Source organism: Curtobacterium sp. MCBD17_040 (assembly GCF_003234805.2).
GTDB lineage: Bacteria > Actinomycetota > Actinomycetes > Actinomycetales > Microbacteriaceae > Curtobacterium.
Map to the genome: position 1 here is coordinate 1370509 of NZ_CP126273.1, position 18808 is coordinate 1389316.

Sequence of the window (18808 nt, forward strand, 5' to 3'; positions counted from 1 at the left end):
GGTGCCAATCTTGAGTGTCCTCGCGCGCCCAGCAGATCCACACGCGCGACCGAGGACTCCTGCATCCATGACAGAGAGGCATACGGACATGGCTTCCGTGACCAAGCTGGGCAAGCGCGCCGCCGTGCTCGCCGGAGGGGCCCTGGCGACGACGCTCGTGCTCACCGGCTGTGCGGGCGGCGGCTCGTCCTCGAACCTGAACGGCCTGATCGTCGGCACGAGCGACAGCATCGTCTCGCTGGACCCGGCCGGGTCGTACGACACCGGGTCCTTCGTGGTCCAGAACCAGGTGTTCCCGTTCCTCATGAACACGCCGTCGGGCAGCCCGGACGTCAAGCCGGACATCGCGACCAAGGGCACCTTCACGAACCCGACGACCTACACGGTCACCCTCAAGAAGGGCCTCGAGTTCGCGAACGGGCACAAGCTCACCTCGAGCGACGTCAAGTTCTCGTTCGACCGCGAGGTCAAGATCAACAACCCGAACGGTCCGCAGTCGCTGCTCGCCAACATGAAGAGCATCTCGACCCCGAACGCGACGACGGTCGTGTTCCACCTGAACCACGCCGACCAGACCTGGCCGCAGGTGCTGTCGAGCCCGGCCGGTCCGATCGTCGACGAGCAGGTGTTCTCGGCGACCAAGCTGACGCCGGCGTCGAAGATCGTCTCCGGCGACGCCTTCGCGGGCCAGTACAAGATCACGTCGTACAAGCAGAACGACCTCATCCAGTACGCCCGCAACGACAAGTACGACGGCGTGCTCGGCAAGGCGAAGACCGACCAGGTGACGGCCCAGTACTTCACCAAGGAGACCGACCTCAAGCTCGCGGTGCAGAAGGGCGACGTCGACGTGGCGTACCGCTCCTTCACGTCGACCGACGTCACGAACCTGGCGAAGAAGAAGGACCTCAAGGTCACCTACGGCCCGGGTGGCGAGCTCCGCTACGTCGTCTTCAACTTCAACACGCAGCCGTTCGGCGCGACGACGAGCGAGAAGGACCCGGCCAAAGCCCTCGCGGTCCGCAAGGCCGTCGCCGACGTCGTGGACCGCAGCGCCCTCGCCAAGCAGGTGTACGACAACACGTACACGCCCGCCTACTCGATGGTGCCGGACGGCCTGACCGGTGCGACCACGCCCTTCAAGACGCTCTATGGCGACGGCAACGGCGGCCCGGACGTCCAGAAGGCGAAGAAGACCCTCGCCGACGCGGGTGTGACCGGCAAGGTGACGCTCAACATCCAGTACGCGCCGGACCACTACGGCGAGGCGAGCGACGACGAGTACGCGCTCCTCAAGACCCAGCTCGACAACTCGGGCCTGTTCGACGTCAACATCCAGTCGACGCTGTACACGACCTACTCGGCCGAGCGCGTGAAGGACGCCTACCCGGAGTACCAGCTCGGCTGGTTCCCGGACTTCTCGGACGCGGACAACTACCTGTCGCCGTTCTTCACCAAGGACAACTTCGTGCAGAACCACTACGACGACCCGACGATCCAGAAGCTGATCGCGCAGGAGCAGGCGGAGTCCGACAAGACGAAGCGTGCGGACATCATCGGTCAGGCGCAGCAGCGTGAGGCCGAGCAGATCTCCACCCTGCCCCTCCTCCAGGGCAAGCAGGTCGCCGTCGCGAGCAAGGACGTCAAGGGCCTCGTGCTCGACCCCTCGTTCAAGTTCCGGTACGGGACGCTCACCAAGTAATCTCGGCACCACGTGCAGGGGGCGCTCCGACCGGGGCGCCCCCTCTCGTTGCCCGACCGGGAGGACCGGGGCGACCCCGGTACGGTCCGCACGCCGACGAGGCGGGCGCGAACCGTCCCTCCCGACCGGCACCGGACAGAAAGGCACACAGCACTCGTGACCGTGACCAACGCGGACCCCGTGGCGGCGGAGCCGACGAAGGCGACCGCCGCTCGTCGCTCGGCCGGCGGGGGAGGGCTCGGACGGTACGTCCTCGTCCGGTTCCTCCTCATCTTCCCGACCGTCTTCATCCTCGTGACGCTCGTGTTCTTCCTCATGCGCGTCATCGGGAACCCGATCGTCGCCTCGGTGGGTGGACGCCTGACGCCCGAGCAGCTGCAGGAACGGCTGCACGCCGCCGGGTACGACCGCCCGGTGATCGTGCAGTACCTGCAGTACCTCGGACAGATCGTCCGCGGCGACTTCGGCACGACGGTCACGGACCACCGACCGATCAGCCAGATCATCCTCGAGTACGGCGGTGCGACGGTCGAGCTCGTGTTCTACGCGCTCATCATCGCGCTCGTGCTCGGCATCCCGCTCGGCATGCTCGCCGCGTACATGCGCGACAAGTGGCCGGACGTCCTCCTCCGGGGCCTGGCGATCCTGACGTACGCGACCCCCGTGTTCTTCGGCGGTCTGCTGCTCAAGCTCGTGTTCTCGATCTGGCTCGGGTGGCTGCCGCTCGGCGACCGCGCCTCGACCCGGGTCGAACTCGCGCTGAACAACGTCCCCGGCGCAACGGGCATCTACCTCGTCGACGCGCTCCGGACCGGGAACGGCGTCATCATCGGCGACGTCCTGCAGCACGCGGTGCTGCCGGCGTTCACGCTCGGTCTGCTGACGGCGGGCATCTTCCTGCGCCTCGTCCGCGCGAACATGATCGGCTCCCTCGGGTCCGACTACGTCGACGCCGCCCGGTCGCGTGGCGTCCGCGAGTCCCGGCTCGTGCGCACGCACGCGTTCCGGCCCGCCCTCGTGCCGATCATCACCGTCATGGGGCTGCAGATCGCCATGCTCCTCGGCGGGTCCGTGCTCACCGAGACGACCTTCGGGTGGCGGGGACTCGGGTTCGAGCTCCAGCAGTACCTGTCCGCGCGCGACTTCGTCGCCGTGCAGGGGATCGTCGCGGTCCTCGCCGTCATCGTCGCCGTCACGAACTTCGTCGTCGACGTGGTCGCGGCACTCATCGACCCGAGAGTGAGGTACTGAGATGTCCGACGTGGCCCTCCTCGACCGCCGCGAGGCCTGGTGGAAGCGCCTGCCGATCGTCGAACAGCTCCGGCGGAGCGTCGGGTGGCAGCGGGCGATGCTCGTCACCGGAGTCGTCATCTGCGCGCTGTTCCTGCTCGTCGCCCTCTTCGCGCCGCTCATCGCGCCGTACGGGTTCGCGCAGTTGCAGGACGGCGCGGGCCATCCGTTCCCACGCACCGGCGCCCCGAGCAGCACGCACGTCTGGGGCACGACCGTCGGTGGGTTCGACGTGTTCAGCCGGGTGGTGTTCGGCGCCCGCACCGCGGTCCTCGTGGTCGTCGTCGCGGTCGTGATCTCCATCGTCGTCGGCGTCCTGCTCGGCATGGTCTCCGGGTACATCGGCGGCTGGCTCGACCGGGTGCTCGTGGTCGTCGCCGACGCCGTGTACGCGTTTCCGTCCCTCCTGCTCGCGATCGTCGTGTCGATCGTGATCTCCGGCGGTCAGTCGAGCTACGCGGGCGGCATCGTCTCGGCAGGCATCTCGATCACGGTCGTGTACGTGCCGCAGTACTTCCGCGTCATCCGTGCCGAGGCCGTCCGGCTCAAGGGCGAGGCGTTCGTGGAGTCGGCCCGCGTCGTCGGCACGAACCCGTGGCGCATCATGACGCGCCACGTGCTCCGGAACGCGACGCGCAGCCTGCCGCTCATCCTGACGCTCAACGCGTCGGACGCGATCCTGACGCTCGCGAGCCTCGGGTTCCTCGGCTTCGGCATCGGCCCGACCGCGGGCTCGGAGTGGGGGTACGACCTCAACCGCGCCCTGTCCGACACCGCGAGCGGGATCTGGTGGACGGGTGTCTACCCGGGCATCGCGATCGTGCTGCTCGTGCTCGGGGTCACCTTCATCGGCGAGAGCCTCAACGACATCTCCGACCCCCGCCTCCGTGCGCGCCGCCGCGCGAAGCAGCGGGTCACCGAGCGGCCGGTCCCGGCCGCGGCCACGGAAGGAGCGGGCGCATGACGGACGCGACGAACGAGGCGGGCGCCGCGCCGCGCCTCCAGAACGGTCGGAGCACCGGGGAGGCGGTGGCGACCGTCGACGACCTGTCGGTCACCTTCGCCACGGACAACGGTGCAGTCGCCGCGGTCGACCACGTGTCGATCGACGTGCGGCCGGGTGAGGTCCTGGCCCTGGTCGGCGAGTCCGGGTCCGGCAAGTCGGTGACGGCCCGGAGCATGCTGCGGCTGCTCCCGGAGACCGCCACCGTGTCGGGTGCGGTCGTGCTCGGCGGCGACGACGTCGTGCGCGTCTCGTCGCAGCGGCTCCGGGAACTCCGCGGCACCGCGGGCGCGATGGTGTTCCAGGAGCCGTCGACCGCGCTGAACCCCGTGTTCACGGTCGGGTGGCAGATCGCCGAGGGCATCCGTGCCCACGGTGGGGTCTCGAAGCACGAGGCCCGGAAGCGCGCCATCGAGTACCTGCGCCGCGTCGGGATCCCCGACCCCGAGCAGCGGGTCGACCACTACCCGCACCAGTTCTCCGGCGGTCAGAAGCAGCGCGTCGTCATCGCCATGGCCCTCGTCCTCGAGCCGAGCGTGATCATCGCGGACGAGCCGACGACGGCCCTCGACGTCACCGTGCAGGCGGAGATCCTCGACCTGCTCCGGCGCTGCCGCGACGAGTTCGGTGCCGCCATCGTCCTCATCACCCACAACATGGGCGTGGTCGCCGACCTCGCGGACCGGGTGGCCGTGATGTACCAGGGCGAGGTCGTCGAGGAGGCCGACGTACGAACGCTGTTCGCCGCGCCGACCGCCGACTACACGAAGCGCCTGCTCGCGGCCGTGCCGCGGCTGTCGGCCGCGACGACGAGCGACCGGCGGGCGCTGGTCGACGAGTCCGTCGCGCCGGTCGTGCGGGCTCGCGGTCTCGAGATCGAGTACCCGGGGCGGCTCGGATCGCCCGCGTTCCGCGCCGTCAAGGGCGTCGACCTGGCGATCCGCCCGGGCGAGGTCCTGGGACTCGTGGGCGAGTCGGGGTCCGGCAAGACGACCATCGGCCGGGCGATCGCGGGCCTCACGCGCGTGACCGGCGGGTCCCTCGAGGTGCTCGGCACCGAGATGCTCGGCTACCGCGAGCGCGACTTCAAGCCCCGTCGCAAGGAGATCGGGTTCGTGTTCCAGGACCCCGCGACGAGCTTCAACCCGCTGCTGACGATCGCGGAGGCCGTGGCCGAGCCGCTCGTCGTGCATGGTGAGGCCCGGTCCCCGCGCGCCGCCCGCGCACGGGTCGACGAACTGCTCGAGGCCGTCCAGCTGCCCCGGGCGTACGGCGAGCGGTTCCCGCACGAGCTCTCGGGCGGTCAGCGGCAGCGCGCGTCGCTCGCGCGGTCGCTCGCGCTGCGGCCGAAGCTGCTCATCGCCGACGAACCGACGAGTGCGCTCGACGTGTCCGTGCAGGCCCGCGTGCTCGAACTGTTCCTCGAGCTCCAGCAGGACCTCGGGTTCGCGTCGTTGTTCATCAGCCACGACCTCGCCGTCGTCGGCGCGCTGTCCGACCGGATCGCCGTGCTGTACCGCGGCGACCTCGTCGAGGAGGGCACCGCGGCCGAGGTCCTCGGCGCGCCCCGGCATCCGTACACCCAGCGCCTCCTCGCGTCCCTGCCGGTCCCGGACCCGGCGGAGCAGGCGGAGCGACGGCGTACCCTGGAGCAGCTGGCGGCGCAGTGATCGACGGCTCCCGCGATCAGGAAGGGGACGCATGGTCGGGGTGAACGGTCCCGCGGTCATCGCGGACGACGTGTCGATCGAGTACCGCGGCACGGGCGCGGCCCGGCCGGTCCGTGCCATCGACGGCGTCAGCCTCACGGTGCAGCAGGGCGAGATCCTCGCCGTGCTCGGTGGTTCCGGGTCGGGCAAGTCGACCCTCGCCGCGGCGATCGCCGGACAGGTGGGGGACCCGCGCGAGGGCGAGGCATCGGCCCGTCGGCACATCGTCGGCGGCGAGCTCACCGTGCTCGGACAGGGCCTGCGTCGGCTCGGCACGCACTCGCGGCGCCGCACCCGGCTGACCGGCACGATCGGCTACCTGAGTCAGGACGCGGCCGACCACCTGAGCCCGGACCTGACCGTCGGCGAGGCGATCGCCGAGCCGGTGTACGCGCGGGACCGACGGTTCGACCGGAAGGTCGCCGGCCTCATGGTCGCGCGCCTCGTCGACGCCGTGCACCTGCCGCTCGGGATCATGCGCTCGCACACGTGGGAGCTCTCGAGCGGGCAGCGGCAGCGCGTCGCCCTCGCCCGGGCGCTCGTGCTCGAGCCGCAGCTCCTCGTGGCCGACGAGCCCGCGCGGGGCGTCGACGTCCTCGTCCGCCAGTCCGTGCTCGAGGCCCTCGCGACCATCCAGCGCGCCCTCGGGTTCTCGGCGGTCGTCGTCTCGAGCGACGTCCGGGAGGCCCGTGCCCTGGCCGACCGCGTCGCCGTGCTCCGCGAGGGGCGGCTCGTCGGGCTCGGCACCTTCGACGAGGTGTTCGACGCGCCACTCGACCCCTACGTCAAGACCCTCGCCGCGACCGCCGCACGGCCCGTCAAGCGGGCCAAGCCGACCTCGCGTCGGATGGCACCCCCGATCGAGACGGCCGTCGCGGCCACGACCACCGAAGGAACCGTGTGAGCACCAACGAACGGCAGCAAGCGACCCGCGGCCACCGCGCCGTCGTGACCGACGCCGGGCGGCCCCTCCCGGGACCGGTCCCGACCCCGGGCCCGGTCGCGGTCCTCCCGGCCCCGGCGGACCTGCACGTCGCCGCGGTGGAGGCGGCGGGCGGCTCCGTCGCGCTGGCCTCGGCGGACACGCGGGGCATCGTCTGGCTCGACGCGCGCGACGCGCAGGGCCTGGCGGACGCGCTCGCGGCCTCACCCGGCGTGACGTGGGTCCAGCTGCCGTTCGCCGGCGTCGACGCCTTCGCCGACCTCATCGCGGACCACGGCGACCACGTGCTGTTCACGAGCGCGAAGGGTGCCTACGCGGAGCCGGTGGCCGAGCACGCGCTCGCCCTGACGCTCGCGACGCTCCGCGTGCTGCCGAAGCGCGCCCGGGCGACGAGCTGGGCGACCGAGCCCGAGGGCGTGTCGCTGTACGGACGGAACGTCGTCGTCATCGGTGCGGGCGGGATCGCCCTCGAGTACATCCGGTTGCTCGCCCCGTTCGACACCGAGGTCACCGTCGTCCGACGGTCCTCGGAGCCCGTGCCCGGAGCGGCGCGCACCGTCACCGTCGACCACATCGACGAGGTCCTGCCGGATGCCGACGTCGTGATGATCGCCGCCGCGATGACGTCCGGCACCGCGCGACTGCTCGACGCCGACCGCCTGGCGCGCATGCGTCCCTCGGTCCGGATCGTGAACATCGCCCGTGGCGGACTCGTCGACACCGACGCGCTGCTCGCCGCGCTGCGGAGCGGGCAGATCGCCGGCGCGGGCCTCGACGTCACCGATCCCGAACCGCTGCCCGACGGCCATCCCCTGTGGGACGAGCCGGGCGTGGTCATCACGCCCCACCAGGCGGACACCCCGGACATGGTGGCGCCGCTGCTCGCCGAACGGATCCGCGTGAACACCGCGGCGTTCCTCAGCGGAGACGGCACCGGGTTCATCGGGGTCGTCGATCCGGCTGCCGGGTACTGATCCCGGGCACAGCATCGCGGCGCCGTGCCTCGGCGGATCCGACGAGAACGACAACGGCCCTCCGCTGATGCGGAGGGCCATTGTCTCGATTGGCTCCCCGACTCGGACTCGAACCAAGAACCTGCCGGTCCCAAGACTGCCGCGATCCTGAGCCTCTCCGAACGACTCGGCAACCGTCGCCACGACGAGAAGCAGGACTACGCCGGCGATGTCATCACCTTCCCGACGGCGGTGACCGCATGACGATCGAGCAGCTCCGCGAGCGGACTCGGAGCGGCCACCGGCGCGCGACGTTCGTCGGCATGTCCGGCCGCGCCTCGCGACCCGGGCGGATCGTGCGCGTGTACTCGAGCAGCGTGGAGTTCCGGTTCGACGACGGCGAGCAGAGCCGCGTCCACCCGAGCGACCTTCGGTCGTGACACGGGCCGCCGACGGTACGCCGAACCAGATGAACGCACGTCAGGGTCCTCGCCCTAACCTTCGATCCTCCCAGGCTCGTGCTCACCACACGCACGCCGCCTACCCGGACGGCAGACACCCGAAGGATCACCGCTATGTACGTCAAGGAGTACCGCAACCACCTACTCGCAGCCGGACTCGCGACTGGCACGGTCCACCAACGCATGCTGCACGTTGACCAGCTGGTCCGCGAGCACCACGACGTGCTCGCCCCGTGCCTGCCTGATGCCTCGTGCCCGGTCGTGCCGCCGGGTGTGGGTCGGGCAGCGGCTCGTGCCGCGCGGAGTGATGGCGGGGCATGCCGATTCAGAGCACACGGGCACGGCGTGAGCACCCCTCGCTTAGAATCGGCGCATGAACCCGGCGCAGCGCTTGCACGACAGGATGATCGACTGGAAGGAGCGCCACGCCACCGCCATGTCGGTCGCGGCTTCGCGGGATCTCGAGACCGAAGAGGGGATGCGAGACCAGATGCTGGCACTCGATGATCTCCACCTGGTGGAGCAAGGCCTCGAGGAACTCGAGCGCGAGGGCGTCCGTGTGACGACGTGTCGCCGTTACGTCCCGGCCTGGACTCGGATTGTGTTGTCCTATCCAAATGGCTGGACCGTTGGCATCCGTGCTGAGGATGTCTATCCTCAGACCGCTCTCGACGTGCTCGATGGCCTGGCGGACCGATGGGAAGACAAAAGGCCCTCAATGTCGGACGAGGGGAAGACACTGCTCAGGGAGGCGGTGTTCGAGACGCTGAGCCTGGTCAACCAGGATCAGACGCTGACACCGCCCCTTCGCTTGTTCATCAACCGTTTGCTACGTGAGATCCTCGCCGCCTGGGACGACGAGGTGGTCGGTCAGCGGTTCGACTACGAGGATGCGGCGCGCAGGCTCTGGGTCTGCCTCTTCGCCGCGGAGGCCCAGTCAACCTCTCCGGAACGCAAGGCGGAGTGGGGGGACGTCATCCGGCGGTTCTTCTACGATTCAGCTGTCTCGATGATCGGCAATGCGCCCGCGACAGTGTTGGCGATCACCAGCGCCACGGGGCACAGCTGAAAGCTTCGGGTCAGCCCCCCTCTCTTGAGCGAGAGGTTGACCCGGGATCCGTTCGCCCGAACGCGGGTGGATCATCCCCATGCCCGGGGCAACAATGCCTCACCGGGGGTCTACTCGTTCAGCCGATCGCCTATGTCGTCGTTCAGCCTGAGCATCGCATTCGCCACGCGATCCCACGCTGTGACGCTCGCGGAGTGTCGAGCCGCCTGGAACCAGATGGAGCGCATCGCGTCGTGCAGCTCCTGAGCTGCGGTCAGATCGGCCGCCCTCCGCGTGCGCCGCGACTCCATCTCGATGAGGCGAGTCACGCGTTCCAAGCGGTTGATGACTCGCCGGCAGGTGCGTCGGCCGCGGAGCGCTCTCGCGCGGGCCTTCCAGACATCGTCGTAGATCGAGTTCAAGTGCTGGTAGTAGATGGCCTCGCGCGCGTTGAGTCGCCGGTCGCGCTGGGCAAGGTAGAGATTGGCGGCGAAGCCGGAAACCGCGCCGAGGAGGGCGGCTCCGAAGGAAATCAGCGCTGTGTCCACGTCCCAAGCCCCTCACTGACGCGAGAACGCCTCGAGCAGATGCTCGAGGCGTTCCAACCGTCAAGTGTGCTGACGGGTTCGCTGGCGCAAGCATACAGGGAGTTGAGACATGCCAGCGGTTAGGCGGGGTGCGGTGTTTCGTCCTCCTTCGGATCCCACTGCGCCTTCGCCTTGTCGATGATCGCGGTGCGACGTGTCTGCTGCTGCGCCGCCCGCTTCGCCCGGCACATTCCCTGCAGATCCTCGACCCGCACCCACACGTCCCGTAGTGCGTCATCGTCTGCAGACCCGACTGGATGAACCGGTCGATCGTGCGGATCGTGATCCCCATCCCGCGGGACGCCTGCCGCTTAGTCCACCACTCCACCGGCTCCTTGCTGAGCTCTTCACGGAGGTCGGTGAGGAGCTCACGGACGCGGCCGGCGCGGATCACCGCGGTCGCGTCTTCGGTGTCGCCGCAGAATGAGCACTTCAGCTCGAAGTCCGCCGGGTCTTCGCTGCGCTACTCGGCGCCGAGCGCGAAGCGCTCGCAAATTGGGCACGGCCGGGGCAGCACGCCCCGCGACGGTCGGGGTGCACGCGGGAACCGGCTCCGGGCCTTCCAGAGGAAGTCGGCGACGGCCTCGAAGTAAGCGAGCCCGGATGGTTCGTCCGCGATGACGTCGTGGTCGGCGAGCAGCCATGTGGTGAGCATCTCCGTCAGGTGATGCGCGCCCGGTGGGGTGACGTGCGCTGCGAGCCCGGGCGCGGTGTGCGGGACGACCAGCTCGCCATGCTGATCCACGTCAGTAAATGCACGCGCAGTGCCCCGTCCGGTTCCCGCGCTGCCACCACGACTTCCCGCAAGTTGGGTGTGTGATGAGCGCGCTCACGTGAGCACCTCGACCAGCTCCGTGTCGGGCACCGACGTCGTCGCCTCCGACTCGAAGTCGATCAGCGTGCGCCGCTCGTCACCCGTCGCCAGATAGTGCTGGACAGCGTCGCCCCTCGGCTCCCCGGCCATCGGTCGGATTCGGATCCGCTTCCCGAGAACGTCCGACGACAGATCGCCGGCGTAGCACTTCCGCTCGTCAGCCATCGGCTGCCACCGCTTCGACTACGCTCCCTGACGTGATCTCAACAAATGGGGCGACGCTGATCGCAACCGTGTACCCAATTGCGGCGCTGCTGATTTTGGTGGAGATGCGCGCCCCTTTACGCGCGTTTCTAGCTGAGGTGTCGCTACGGCTGCGGTGGCTTGCGATCTCGTGGCTCCTGTTGATCTGGGTCGGCGCGACCACATCCGTGGTGAACTGCATCGAGGCCGTCAGCGCGGATGAAGCACTCCACGGCTTCTCGGTCTGATACGTCTCGTTTTCGGGGATCCTGCTTGGAGTGACCGTCCCCGCCGTCGTGGGGATCTCCCTCTCCCGGTTCCTGGACAACGATCCGGCCTGAGCATCTGACACCTCAGTTCTCTCTCCCGGAACCAGAGGCCCCGTACATTGCGCCCACGTTCCGGTTTATTGACTGGAACGCGGACAACTTGCTCTCCAGCGCGCGCATCTGGCGCACCGCGTGTTGGTAGGCGACCTCGGCCACATCACGCAGCGTGAACTGCTGCGAGACAGCGGGAGCCTGACCAGCGACCTCCACCGCGCTCATGCGGCACGCTCCGCGAAGATCTCCGCACTCTTCAGCGCATCCATCGCATCCATCGCATCCATCGCACCCGTCCGACGCGCCACCGTCGCCACGTACTGGAACGTCCGGAACGTCTGCTCCGACCGGTCCATCGGGTACACCGAATACCCATCCGAACGGACCCCGATCGCCCAGTGATCCGTCACCCCGAGCTCAGCCATCGGATGGTCCTGACCGTCAGCGCCGATGTAGAACTTTGCGTTCCCGTACGCCGACAGCTGCAGCGCCGTCTCGCCGTACATCCCCGACCGGTTCGTCTTCCAGTCGAACAGGATCACCCGCTGTTCACCGCAGCGCTCGTCCCACACGTCCGACGTCGCGACACCGTCGAGCGTCCCGCCGTAGTGGCCCTTCTCGTTCCACACGGTCGCCTCGTTCGGGACCGAGCGGACCTTCCACTCGTCGAGGAACCGGACTGCCGACGCCACGTGCCCCGCGAGCTCATCCGGCACGTCGACCTCTGCGCCCTCCACGATCTGCTCCGCCAGCGCGTGCACCGCAGTACCGCGCGCGGCCGCCTCGTCGCGCGACTGGAAACGCGCTCTCTTCAGCGTCTCGAACCGCGTCGTCGGCGTCAGATCCGCGAGTGTGTCCCAGTTGTCGAGCGCGTACTTCGCCGTCTCGTTGCCCGCCCAGTTCTCGAGCGCCTTCTTCCGCATCCCGTCTCCCCGATCAGGGACGTGACACCGACTCTTCGGACCATGTCCGGGATTCCGCACGGCGTTCCAGGCGACCGAGATCGAGGCAGTGGCACACCCGCTCAAGCGCGACCCGGTGCGTTTCATTGGTGACTACCTGCGGGCAAACGAAAAGGCCCCCACCCAGGAGGGTGAGGGCCACATGCTCCCCGACTTGGACTCGAACCAAGAACCTGCCGGTTAACAGCCGGCTGCTCTGCCAATTGAGCTATCGAGGAATGCTGCTGAACAGCGGGTACGAGCATACCAGCACTCCGGGCTCGCCACGACCACGGGGCCGCATCCCGGGCGCGTCACGCTTCGAGCTGACACCGGTGCGGTCACATCGGATGCCCGTCCGCGCCAGGAGACCCTGTTAGCGTTCTCAGGTGCGGATCGTCCGGAGGAGCGCGGCGGCGGCGACGGCGCTCGGGCTGGCGCTCGCGTCGCTGCTGGCCCTGGACGCGTGCACGACGAACGAGCCGGCGGCGCCGCCCACCGCGGGCGCGCGGCCGTCGACCGCGAGCCCGCAGGCACCCGGGCCGGCATCGGGATCCTCGAGGACCGCAGCAGGCGCGGGTGCGTCAGCGGACACGGGGGCCTCGTCGGACACCGCTCCGGGCACGGGCGCGGGGGCAGGTACGGACAGCGTCGGCGCGAGCCCCGTCGTGTTCGCCTTCCGCTGCCGGACCACGACGAGCAGGAGCACGACGGACGGCGTCCCCGACGACGACTCCGGCGACGTCACGCTCTTCACCACCTACGCCGCCGCATGGGAGGCCCGGAGCCGCTCCTGCACCGCCGTGCGGATCGCCGGGTCGGTGCCGTCCGACCAACAGCGCGCCGCCGTGGCGGCGGCGGGCGGGGCGCTCGGGCTCCGCGCGCTCGCGGGCCGGTGCGCAGAGGTCGGGACCGGTCCCTTCGACGGCAGGGTGGCCTCCCGACATGCGTTGCTCGAGGCCCGTGCCGTCGTCCTCTACTGCCCGGGGCACCCGCAGATCGCGCGCGTGCGCGCCGCCATCGCCGCGGTCGAGGACTGAGGGCTCAGCCTTCCGGGTGGTCGCGACCGGGGAGCCAGGACTTGCCCGGCACCCCCCAGCTCTGCTTGCGCACCGCCTTGAGTGCGGCCTTGCCGTGCGGGTGGGACAACCGGTCGGCGTAGAGCACGCCGTCCAGGTGGTCGTACTCGTGCTGGAAGACGCGGGCGAGCCAGCCGTGCGCCTCGATCTCGTACGGGGAGCCGTCGACGTCCTGCGCGCGGAGGATGGCGCCCTCGGCCCGACGGAGCGGGAACCGCTCGCCCGGGATGGACAGGCAGCCCTCGGACTCCTCGTCCTCGTCGAGGTCCGCGTGGGTCTCCGGGACGAGGGGCGACGTCCACAGCACGGGGTTCACCGCCGCGCCCCGCCAGAGCTCGCCGTCGTCGTCCCTCCACGAGAACACGAACAGACGCTTGGCGACCCCGACCTGCGGCCCGGCCAGCCCGACGCCCGGAGCGAGGTCCATGGTGGCGTACATGTCGTCGACGAGCGCACGGAGTCCGTCGTCGAAGGTGGTGACCTCGGTCGCAGGAGCGTGGAGCACGGGATCGCCCGTGATGCGGATCGGGAGGACGGCCATTCGTCCAGGCTATCGGCCAGCCGAGCGGTAGCCTCGACCCCGTGGCGCCGGACCTCGTCGATCTCACCGATCGCATCAACATGACGCCGTTCCAGGCGCTCATGATCCCGGTGGCCCTCGTCGGCAGCGTCTTCCTGTCGCTCGGCGCGCACTTCCAGAGCGCCGGTGTGCACCGGGTCGAGGCGCGCATCGGCAGGCAGTCCGGCGGCCTGTCGGTCCGGCACGTGCTCGCGCTCGTCGGCAGTGGATCGTGGGTGCTCGGCACCCTCATGCTCGGGTGCGCCGTGGTCCTCCAACTCGTCAGCATCACCTTCGCGCCGCTCATCGTCGTGCAGCCACTCGGGGCCGTCGCCCTCGTCATCACGACGTGGTTCTCGACGCGCTCCTCGGGGGTCCCGCTCGACGCACCCTCGCGTCGGGCGGTGTGGACCTGCATCGTCGGCGTCGGGATCTTCGTGGGGATCGCCGCGCTCGTCGGACACGAGACGCCGATCACCCACAGCCAGCTCGTGACGGTGCTCGTCGTCCTCGCCGTCGTGCTGGCGATCGTGCTGCTGTCCTTCCGGCTCGTCCGCAGGCGGCGCAACCCCCTGTACTTCATCGTCGGGGCCGGGATCCTCTACGGCTTCGTCGCCACGCTCGCCAAGGTGACGCTGAACCGTGTGGTGAACGGCACGTTCGACTGGGTGACCGCCGTCGCGATCGCGGGGGTGATCGTCGCCGCGGTACTCGGCGGCTACTTCGTCCAGAACGCCTACGCCAGCGGATCGCCGGACCTCGTGATCGCCGGCCTGACGGTCATCGACCCGATCGTCGCCGTGGGGATCGGCATCGTCGTCCTGCGCGAGGCCACCGGTGCGCCGTGGTTCGCCGTGGCCGGGTTCCTCCTCGCCGCGGCGATCGCGATCACGGGCGTGTTCCAGTTGGCGAAACACCAGCCCGAGGCGCGACGCTGAGCGTCGCCCGGCGCACCGGGCCGGGCGACGGTCTGTACCGATGCGCAGGACCGGGCCGACCCGCCGACGTCCGGTGGGGGCGTGCGCGGCGAGGCGTGCGGTAGCGTCGGAGGCCAGCCGAGCATGAGACGAGAGGACGACGCGCCCCGTGCCAGGACAGGACGAATCGACGACCACCCCCAGCGGGCGACCGGAGCGGCTCCGCATCCTCCTCGCCGCCGACACCTTCCCACCGGACGTCAACGGCGCCGCGGTGTTCTGCGAACGACTCGCGATCGGCCTCGCCGAGCGCGGGCACGAGGTGCAGGTCGTCGCGCCCGCCGCCAACCGCCACCACGGCACGCACGACGAGGAACACGGCGGCGTGACCTTCGTGGTGCACCGGCTCTTCTCGATGAAGTGGCCGCTCCACTCCTGGCTCCGGTTCGCGTGGCCCTGGACCGTGCGCCGGAACACCGCCCCGATCCTCGACGCGTTCAAGCCCGACGCGCTGCACATCCAGTCCCACATCGTGATCGGCCGTGGCATCGCGCGCGAGGCCAAGGCACGCGGCGTCCGCGTCATCGCCACGAACCACTTCATGCCCGAGAACCTGCTCGAGTACGCACCGTTCGGACGGTGGACGCTGCCGATCGCCCTCAAGATCGCGTGGGCGGACGCGGCCAGGACGTACCGGCTCGCCGACGCGGTCACGACGCCCACCCGGAAGGCGGCGGCCTACCTGCAGGCCGCGATCAAGGCCCAGCAGGTGCTCGCGATCTCGTGCGGCATCGACGCATCCCGGTACACCTCGCGTGACCTCCGACCGCCGCGGAACGAGATCGTGTTCGTCGGCCGCGTGGCGCCCGAGAAGCAGCTCGACGTACTGGTGCGTGCCCTGCCCCTCATCCCCGCCGAGCTCGAGGCGACGATCCGCATCGTCGGTGGCGGCGAGATGATCCCGCGGCTGTCCTCGCTCGCCGAGGAACTCGGGGTGGCGGACCGCGTCGTGTTCACCGGGTACCAGTCGGACGAGGACCTCCGGGCAGCGCTGACGAACGCCACCGTCTTCGCGATGCCCTCGACCGCCGAGTTGCAGAGCATCGCCTCGCTCGAGGCGATGGCCTCCGGACTGCCGGTCGTCGCAGCGGATGCGATGGCCCTGCCGCACCTCATCGACGGCAACGGGTACCTGTTCCGTCCGGGCGACCCGCAGGACCTGGCGGACAAGCTCACCGCCGTGCTCGCAGCGCCCGACGACGAGTACCTCCGCATGAAGCGGCAGAGCCTCGACATGATCGTCGACCACGACATCAACCGCACCCTGTCGACGTTCGAGGCGCTGTATCGTGGTGAGCCGGTGCCCGATGGCCCCGGCGCGGGGCGGTAGCCAAGCTGGTCAAGGCAGTCGGCTCATAACCGAACGATCCGCGGGTTCGAGTCCCGCCCGCCCCACCGCCGCGTTCGCCGCGGCGCGTCCGGTCGGTGGTCGTCCTCGGAGCCGGCCGCTCGCCCGCGCCGTCCCGCTCGCGTCGGTGCCGGTCGGTAGGGTCAGGGCATGAGGAAACGCGTCGCCGAGACGTCGCAGATGCACGCGCCGAGCCCTGACGTCACGTTCGAGCTGCACCGGGGTGCGACGGGCGTCCGGGTCAACGCGTTCCGTATCGGGTTCATGGGGGGCATCGGCGTCCTCGTCGCGCTGCTCGCCGCGATCCTCCTGCGCGAGCTCTCCACCGTGCTCGTCTACATCGGCGTCGCGGTGTTCGTCGCCCTCGGCCTCGACCCCGTCGTCAACTGGCTCGAACGCATCATCCCGCGGTGGCTCGCGGTCACCGTGGTCGTGCTCGGCGTCATCGGCGCCTTCGTCGGGATCCTGTTCGCGATCGTCCCCGTCATCGTCGACCAGGCCACGAACCTCGTGCAGTCCTTCCCGGACTTCGTGCAGGGGTTGTCGCAGCAGGACTGGGTCCAGGACCTGTCGCGGCAGCTGAACGGCTCGATCAACATCGACGACGCGCTCGGATCGGCGAGCAAGTACGTCGAGGACCCGGGCAACCTCCTCAGCGTCGGCGGCGGACTGCTCGCCGTCGGGACCGGCATCGTCTCGGGGCTGACCGGCGCGGTGATCGTGCTCATCCTCATGCTGTACTTCCTCGCGTCCATGCGGTCGATCAAGCGCATGACGTACCGCTTCGTGCCGGCGTCGCGTCGCGCGAACTTCGCCGACGTCACCGAGCAGATCACCCGGTCCGTCGGTCGCTACGTGGTCGGGCAGATCGCCGAGGCCGTCCTCAACGGCGTGCTGAGCCTCGTGTTCCTCCTGATCATCCGCGCGCCGCTGCCCGTGCTCCTGGCGACGTTCGCGTTCCTCGGCGCGCTGGTCCCGCTCGTGGGCACCCTCGGGGCCGCGATCGTGATCTGTCTGATCTGCCTCTTCGCATCACCCCTCACCGCGCTCGTCGCCGCGATCTACTACCTCGTGTACATGCAGGTGGAGGCCTACGTGATCGCCCCGCGGATCATGTCGCGGGCCGTGCAGGTCCCCGGTGCCCTCGTGGTCATCGCCGCGGTGGCGGGTGGCACGATCGGGGGTGTCCTCGGCGCGCTCGTGGCCGTGCCCGTCGCCGCGTCGGTGATCATCATCGTGCAAGAGGTCATCTACCCCCGGCAGGACCAGCTGTGACGACCGCGGACGGCGACCGGCGCGACGGTGGCGATCCGGCCCTCCAGGCGCTGCGTGCCGAGCGCGAGCGGTGGGTGCGGAGTCCACGGGGGCCGCTCGCCTTGGTCAACAGCCAGACCGTCACGGTGCCGCAGCCCGTGTGGCCGGTCCCCGGGACGTGGGCGCCCGCGATCGGTGGGCTCAGCGTCACCGCGACGGCCGATGCCGGGGTCGTCGTGGACGACGTGCTCGTCGACGGGACGGTGCACGTCGCCGGCGACGACGCCGTCGTGGCCTCGGCCGTCCGGTTCGCCGACGGCACCTCCGGCTCCGTCGCCGCGACCACCGCCGGCCACGCACTCCGGGTGTGGGATCCGGCCTCGCCGGCGATCGCCCGCTTCGGGCACATCGGTGTGTTCCCCGTGTCGACGGCGTGGGTGCGGACCGGCGTGTGGGAGCCCGGCGACCGGGAGGGCCGGGGCAGCGTCACCGACGCGGCCGGCGCCCCGCTCCCCGTCGCGGGGACCCTCCGGATCCGGATCGGCGTCGAGGACCGCGCGCTCGTCGTCGTCCGTGCGGGGGACCGGCTCCAGCTCGTGTTCCAGGACGCCACCTCGGGGGAGCGGTCCTACTCGATGGGCCGGTTCCTGTTCCTCGACGATCCCGGTGCGGCCGGTCCGATCACGGTGGACTTCAACCGTGCGGTGCTGCCGCCGTGCGCGTTCTCGTACCAGTACGCGTGCCCGGTCCCGCCGCCCGAGAACCGCCTGCCCGTGCCCGTCGAGGCCGGGGAGACCCACGGGTACGACGCCGACGGCGCCGTCCTGCACTGAGGGTCGCCGCCGACGCGCGCAGCACACTGGCGTTCCCAGCGGTGCCCGTGCATAATGAGCACGTCCCTCGGACGTCACAATCGCATATCGAATCGGTTCCGTCTGCGGAGGCAGGCGTGGTCGTGAGCCTCCGGGTCCAGGTCGATGGGGAAGTCGCACCTGATGATCGGAGGAATCGTGACCCCAGGAACCGTGACGGCCGGACGTCCGGCCACGAGGGGTGTGCTCTACGTGCACTCCTCACCTCGCGCGCTCTGCCCGCACGTCGAATGGGCGGCAGGTCGCGCCATGAACCGTGCCGTGAACTTCTCGTGGCTCGACCAGCCCGTGCTCGAAGGCGCCCGGCGCACCGAGTACACCTGGACGGGTCCGGTGGGCACCGGTGCGGCGATCGCGTCCGCGCTCCGGGGTTGGGAGCACCTGCGGTACGAGGTCACCGAGGACGCGACCGAGCAGTCCGACGGCGGCCGGTGGATGCACACGCCGGACCTCGGCGTGTTCTACGCGCAGACGGACGCTGCCGGCAACGTGGTCGTTCCCGAGGACCGGGTGCGGTACGCCATGGAGCTGGCGGGCAGCAACGCGCTCGAGCTGCACCGCGAGTTACGCCTTGCGCTCGGGCAGGCGTGGGACGACGAGCTCGAGCCGTTCCGGTACGCCGGTGAGGACAACCCCGTCGTCTGGTTGCACCGCGTCGGCTGATCGGCCGCGGATCGTCAGGACACGACACAGGGCCGGGAG

At 70.0% G+C, this 18808-nt stretch carries 22 protein-coding genes and 2 tRNA genes; 16 read left to right on the plus strand and 8 right to left on the minus strand.

Translation table 11 applies throughout. From position 1 onward, the window contains the following. The first annotated feature begins 88 nt into the window (after positions 1-88). The 8 genes from DEI94_RS06515 to DEI94_RS06550 all read left to right on the plus strand — a co-directional run bounded on the left by DEI94_RS06515 (position 89) and on the right by DEI94_RS06550 (position 9130). Positions 89-1702: an ABC transporter substrate-binding protein gene (locus DEI94_RS06515; protein ID WP_111026097.1), complete on the plus strand. Its 1614-nt coding sequence runs from the start codon at positions 89-91 to the stop codon at positions 1700-1702. Positions 1703-1858: 156 nt separating this feature from the next. Continuing rightward, entirely contained in the window at positions 1859-2953 is a 1095-nt protein-coding gene (locus DEI94_RS06520) for an ABC transporter permease (protein WP_502869671.1), read from the plus strand. 1 nt (position 2954) lies between these two features. Then, positions 2955-3956, plus strand: coding sequence for an ABC transporter permease (locus DEI94_RS06525; RefSeq protein WP_111008689.1), 1002 nt, complete (start codon positions 2955-2957; stop codon positions 3954-3956). After that, a complete protein-coding gene (locus DEI94_RS06530) occupies positions 3953-5665 on the plus strand; it encodes a dipeptide ABC transporter ATP-binding protein (RefSeq protein ID WP_111012589.1) in 1713 nt (570 codons plus the stop codon). The genes DEI94_RS06525 and DEI94_RS06530 overlap by 4 nt, the downstream gene beginning before the upstream one ends. 31 nt (positions 5666-5696) lie before the next feature. Beyond that, the gene (locus tag DEI94_RS06535) at positions 5697-6608 is read left to right on the plus strand and encodes an ATP-binding cassette domain-containing protein (RefSeq protein WP_111026096.1); all 912 of its coding nucleotides are present in this window, start codon (positions 5697-5699) and stop codon (positions 6606-6608) included. After that, positions 6605-7621, plus strand: a complete 1017-nt coding sequence (locus DEI94_RS06540; RefSeq protein ID WP_111026095.1) for a D-isomer specific 2-hydroxyacid dehydrogenase family protein — start codon at positions 6605-6607, stop codon at positions 7619-7621. Before DEI94_RS06535 ends, DEI94_RS06540 begins: the two co-directional genes overlap by 4 nt. A 239-nt stretch (positions 7622-7860) precedes the next feature. Next, positions 7861-8040, plus strand: a complete 180-nt coding sequence (locus DEI94_RS06545) for a hypothetical protein (RefSeq protein ID WP_111026094.1) — start codon at positions 7861-7863, stop codon at positions 8038-8040. A 394-nt stretch (positions 8041-8434) separates the two neighbouring features. Next, positions 8435-9130 carry a hypothetical protein gene (locus DEI94_RS06550; protein WP_146249431.1) on the plus strand — a complete coding sequence of 232 codons (696 nt, stop codon included), beginning with the start codon at positions 8435-8437 and terminating at the stop codon, positions 9128-9130. Between the two features lie 110 nt (positions 9131-9240). Here the strand turns inward: DEI94_RS06550 and DEI94_RS06555 are convergent, their stop codons facing one another. From DEI94_RS06555 to DEI94_RS06565, 3 genes are all read right to left on the minus strand, one after another. After that, complete coding sequence (locus DEI94_RS06555) at positions 9241-9657, minus strand: hypothetical protein (RefSeq protein ID WP_111026092.1); 417 nt, start codon at positions 9655-9657, stop codon at positions 9241-9243. A 502-nt stretch (positions 9658-10159) separates the two neighbouring features. Further along, positions 10160-10441: a hypothetical protein gene (locus DEI94_RS06560; protein WP_111012584.1), complete on the minus strand. Its 282-nt coding sequence runs from the start codon at positions 10439-10441 to the stop codon at positions 10160-10162. Positions 10442-10525: 84 nt separating this feature from the next. After that, positions 10526-10660: a hypothetical protein gene (locus DEI94_RS06565; RefSeq protein ID WP_258377959.1), complete on the minus strand. Its 135-nt coding sequence runs from the start codon at positions 10658-10660 to the stop codon at positions 10526-10528. A gap of 107 nt (positions 10661-10767) precedes the next feature. Between DEI94_RS06565 and DEI94_RS06570 the strand changes: the two genes are divergently transcribed. Beyond that, positions 10768-11001: a hypothetical protein gene (locus DEI94_RS06570; RefSeq protein WP_146249430.1), complete on the plus strand. Its 234-nt coding sequence runs from the start codon at positions 10768-10770 to the stop codon at positions 10999-11001. Positions 11002-11106: 105 nt separating this feature from the next. Here DEI94_RS06570 and DEI94_RS06575 read toward each other — a convergent pair whose 3' ends face one another. The 4 genes from DEI94_RS06575 to DEI94_RS06590 form a co-directional block, all read right to left on the minus strand. After that, positions 11107-11301, minus strand: coding sequence for a hypothetical protein (locus DEI94_RS06575; protein ID WP_111012581.1), 195 nt, complete (start codon positions 11299-11301; stop codon positions 11107-11109). Continuing rightward, positions 11298-11999 carry a hypothetical protein gene (locus DEI94_RS06580; protein WP_111026090.1) on the minus strand — a complete coding sequence of 234 codons (702 nt, stop codon included), beginning with the start codon at positions 11997-11999 and terminating at the stop codon, positions 11298-11300. Before DEI94_RS06580 ends, DEI94_RS06575 begins: the two co-directional genes overlap by 4 nt. A 184-nt stretch (positions 12000-12183) precedes the next feature. Beyond that, a tRNA-Asn gene (locus DEI94_RS06585) sits at positions 12184-12256 on the minus strand. Between the two features lie 146 nt (positions 12257-12402). Then, positions 12403-12612, minus strand: coding sequence for a hypothetical protein (locus DEI94_RS06590; RefSeq protein WP_146249429.1), 210 nt, complete (start codon positions 12610-12612; stop codon positions 12403-12405). 73 nt (positions 12613-12685) lie between these two features. Here DEI94_RS06590 and DEI94_RS06595 point away from each other — a divergent pair, with 73 nt between their 5' ends. Continuing rightward, the gene (locus DEI94_RS06595) at positions 12686-13057 is read left to right on the plus strand and encodes a hypothetical protein (RefSeq protein ID WP_111026088.1); all 372 of its coding nucleotides are present in this window, start codon (positions 12686-12688) and stop codon (positions 13055-13057) included. 4 nt (positions 13058-13061) lie between these two features. Here DEI94_RS06595 and def read toward each other — a convergent pair whose 3' ends face one another. Beyond that, positions 13062-13637, minus strand: coding sequence for a peptide deformylase (gene def / locus DEI94_RS06600; RefSeq protein WP_111026087.1), 576 nt, complete (start codon positions 13635-13637; stop codon positions 13062-13064). Positions 13638-13678: 41 nt separating this feature from the next. Here def and DEI94_RS06605 point away from each other — a divergent pair, with 41 nt between their 5' ends. The 6 genes from DEI94_RS06605 to DEI94_RS06630 all read left to right on the plus strand — a co-directional run bounded on the left by DEI94_RS06605 (position 13679) and on the right by DEI94_RS06630 (position 18769). Beyond that, entirely contained in the window at positions 13679-14593 is a 915-nt protein-coding gene (locus DEI94_RS06605) for a multidrug DMT transporter permease (protein WP_258377958.1), read from the plus strand. A gap of 148 nt (positions 14594-14741) precedes the next feature. Continuing rightward, positions 14742-15962 (plus strand): glycosyltransferase, encoded by a 1221-nt coding sequence (locus DEI94_RS06610; RefSeq protein WP_111026086.1) that lies wholly within the window; start codon positions 14742-14744, stop codon positions 15960-15962. Continuing rightward, positions 15953-16027, plus strand: a tRNA-Ile gene (locus DEI94_RS06615). The genes DEI94_RS06610 and DEI94_RS06615 overlap by 10 nt, the downstream gene beginning before the upstream one ends. A gap of 103 nt (positions 16028-16130) precedes the next feature. Beyond that, the gene (locus tag DEI94_RS06620) at positions 16131-17255 is read left to right on the plus strand and encodes an AI-2E family transporter (protein WP_111008697.1); all 1125 of its coding nucleotides are present in this window, start codon (positions 16131-16133) and stop codon (positions 17253-17255) included. Further along, positions 17252-18067, plus strand: a complete 816-nt coding sequence (locus DEI94_RS06625; RefSeq protein ID WP_111026085.1) for a DUF1684 domain-containing protein — start codon at positions 17252-17254, stop codon at positions 18065-18067. Before DEI94_RS06620 ends, DEI94_RS06625 begins: the two co-directional genes overlap by 4 nt. 162 nt (positions 18068-18229) lie before the next feature. Further along, positions 18230-18769, plus strand: coding sequence for a DUF3145 domain-containing protein (locus DEI94_RS06630; RefSeq protein WP_258370070.1), 540 nt, complete (start codon positions 18230-18232; stop codon positions 18767-18769). The last annotated feature ends 39 nt before the right edge of the window (positions 18770-18808 follow it).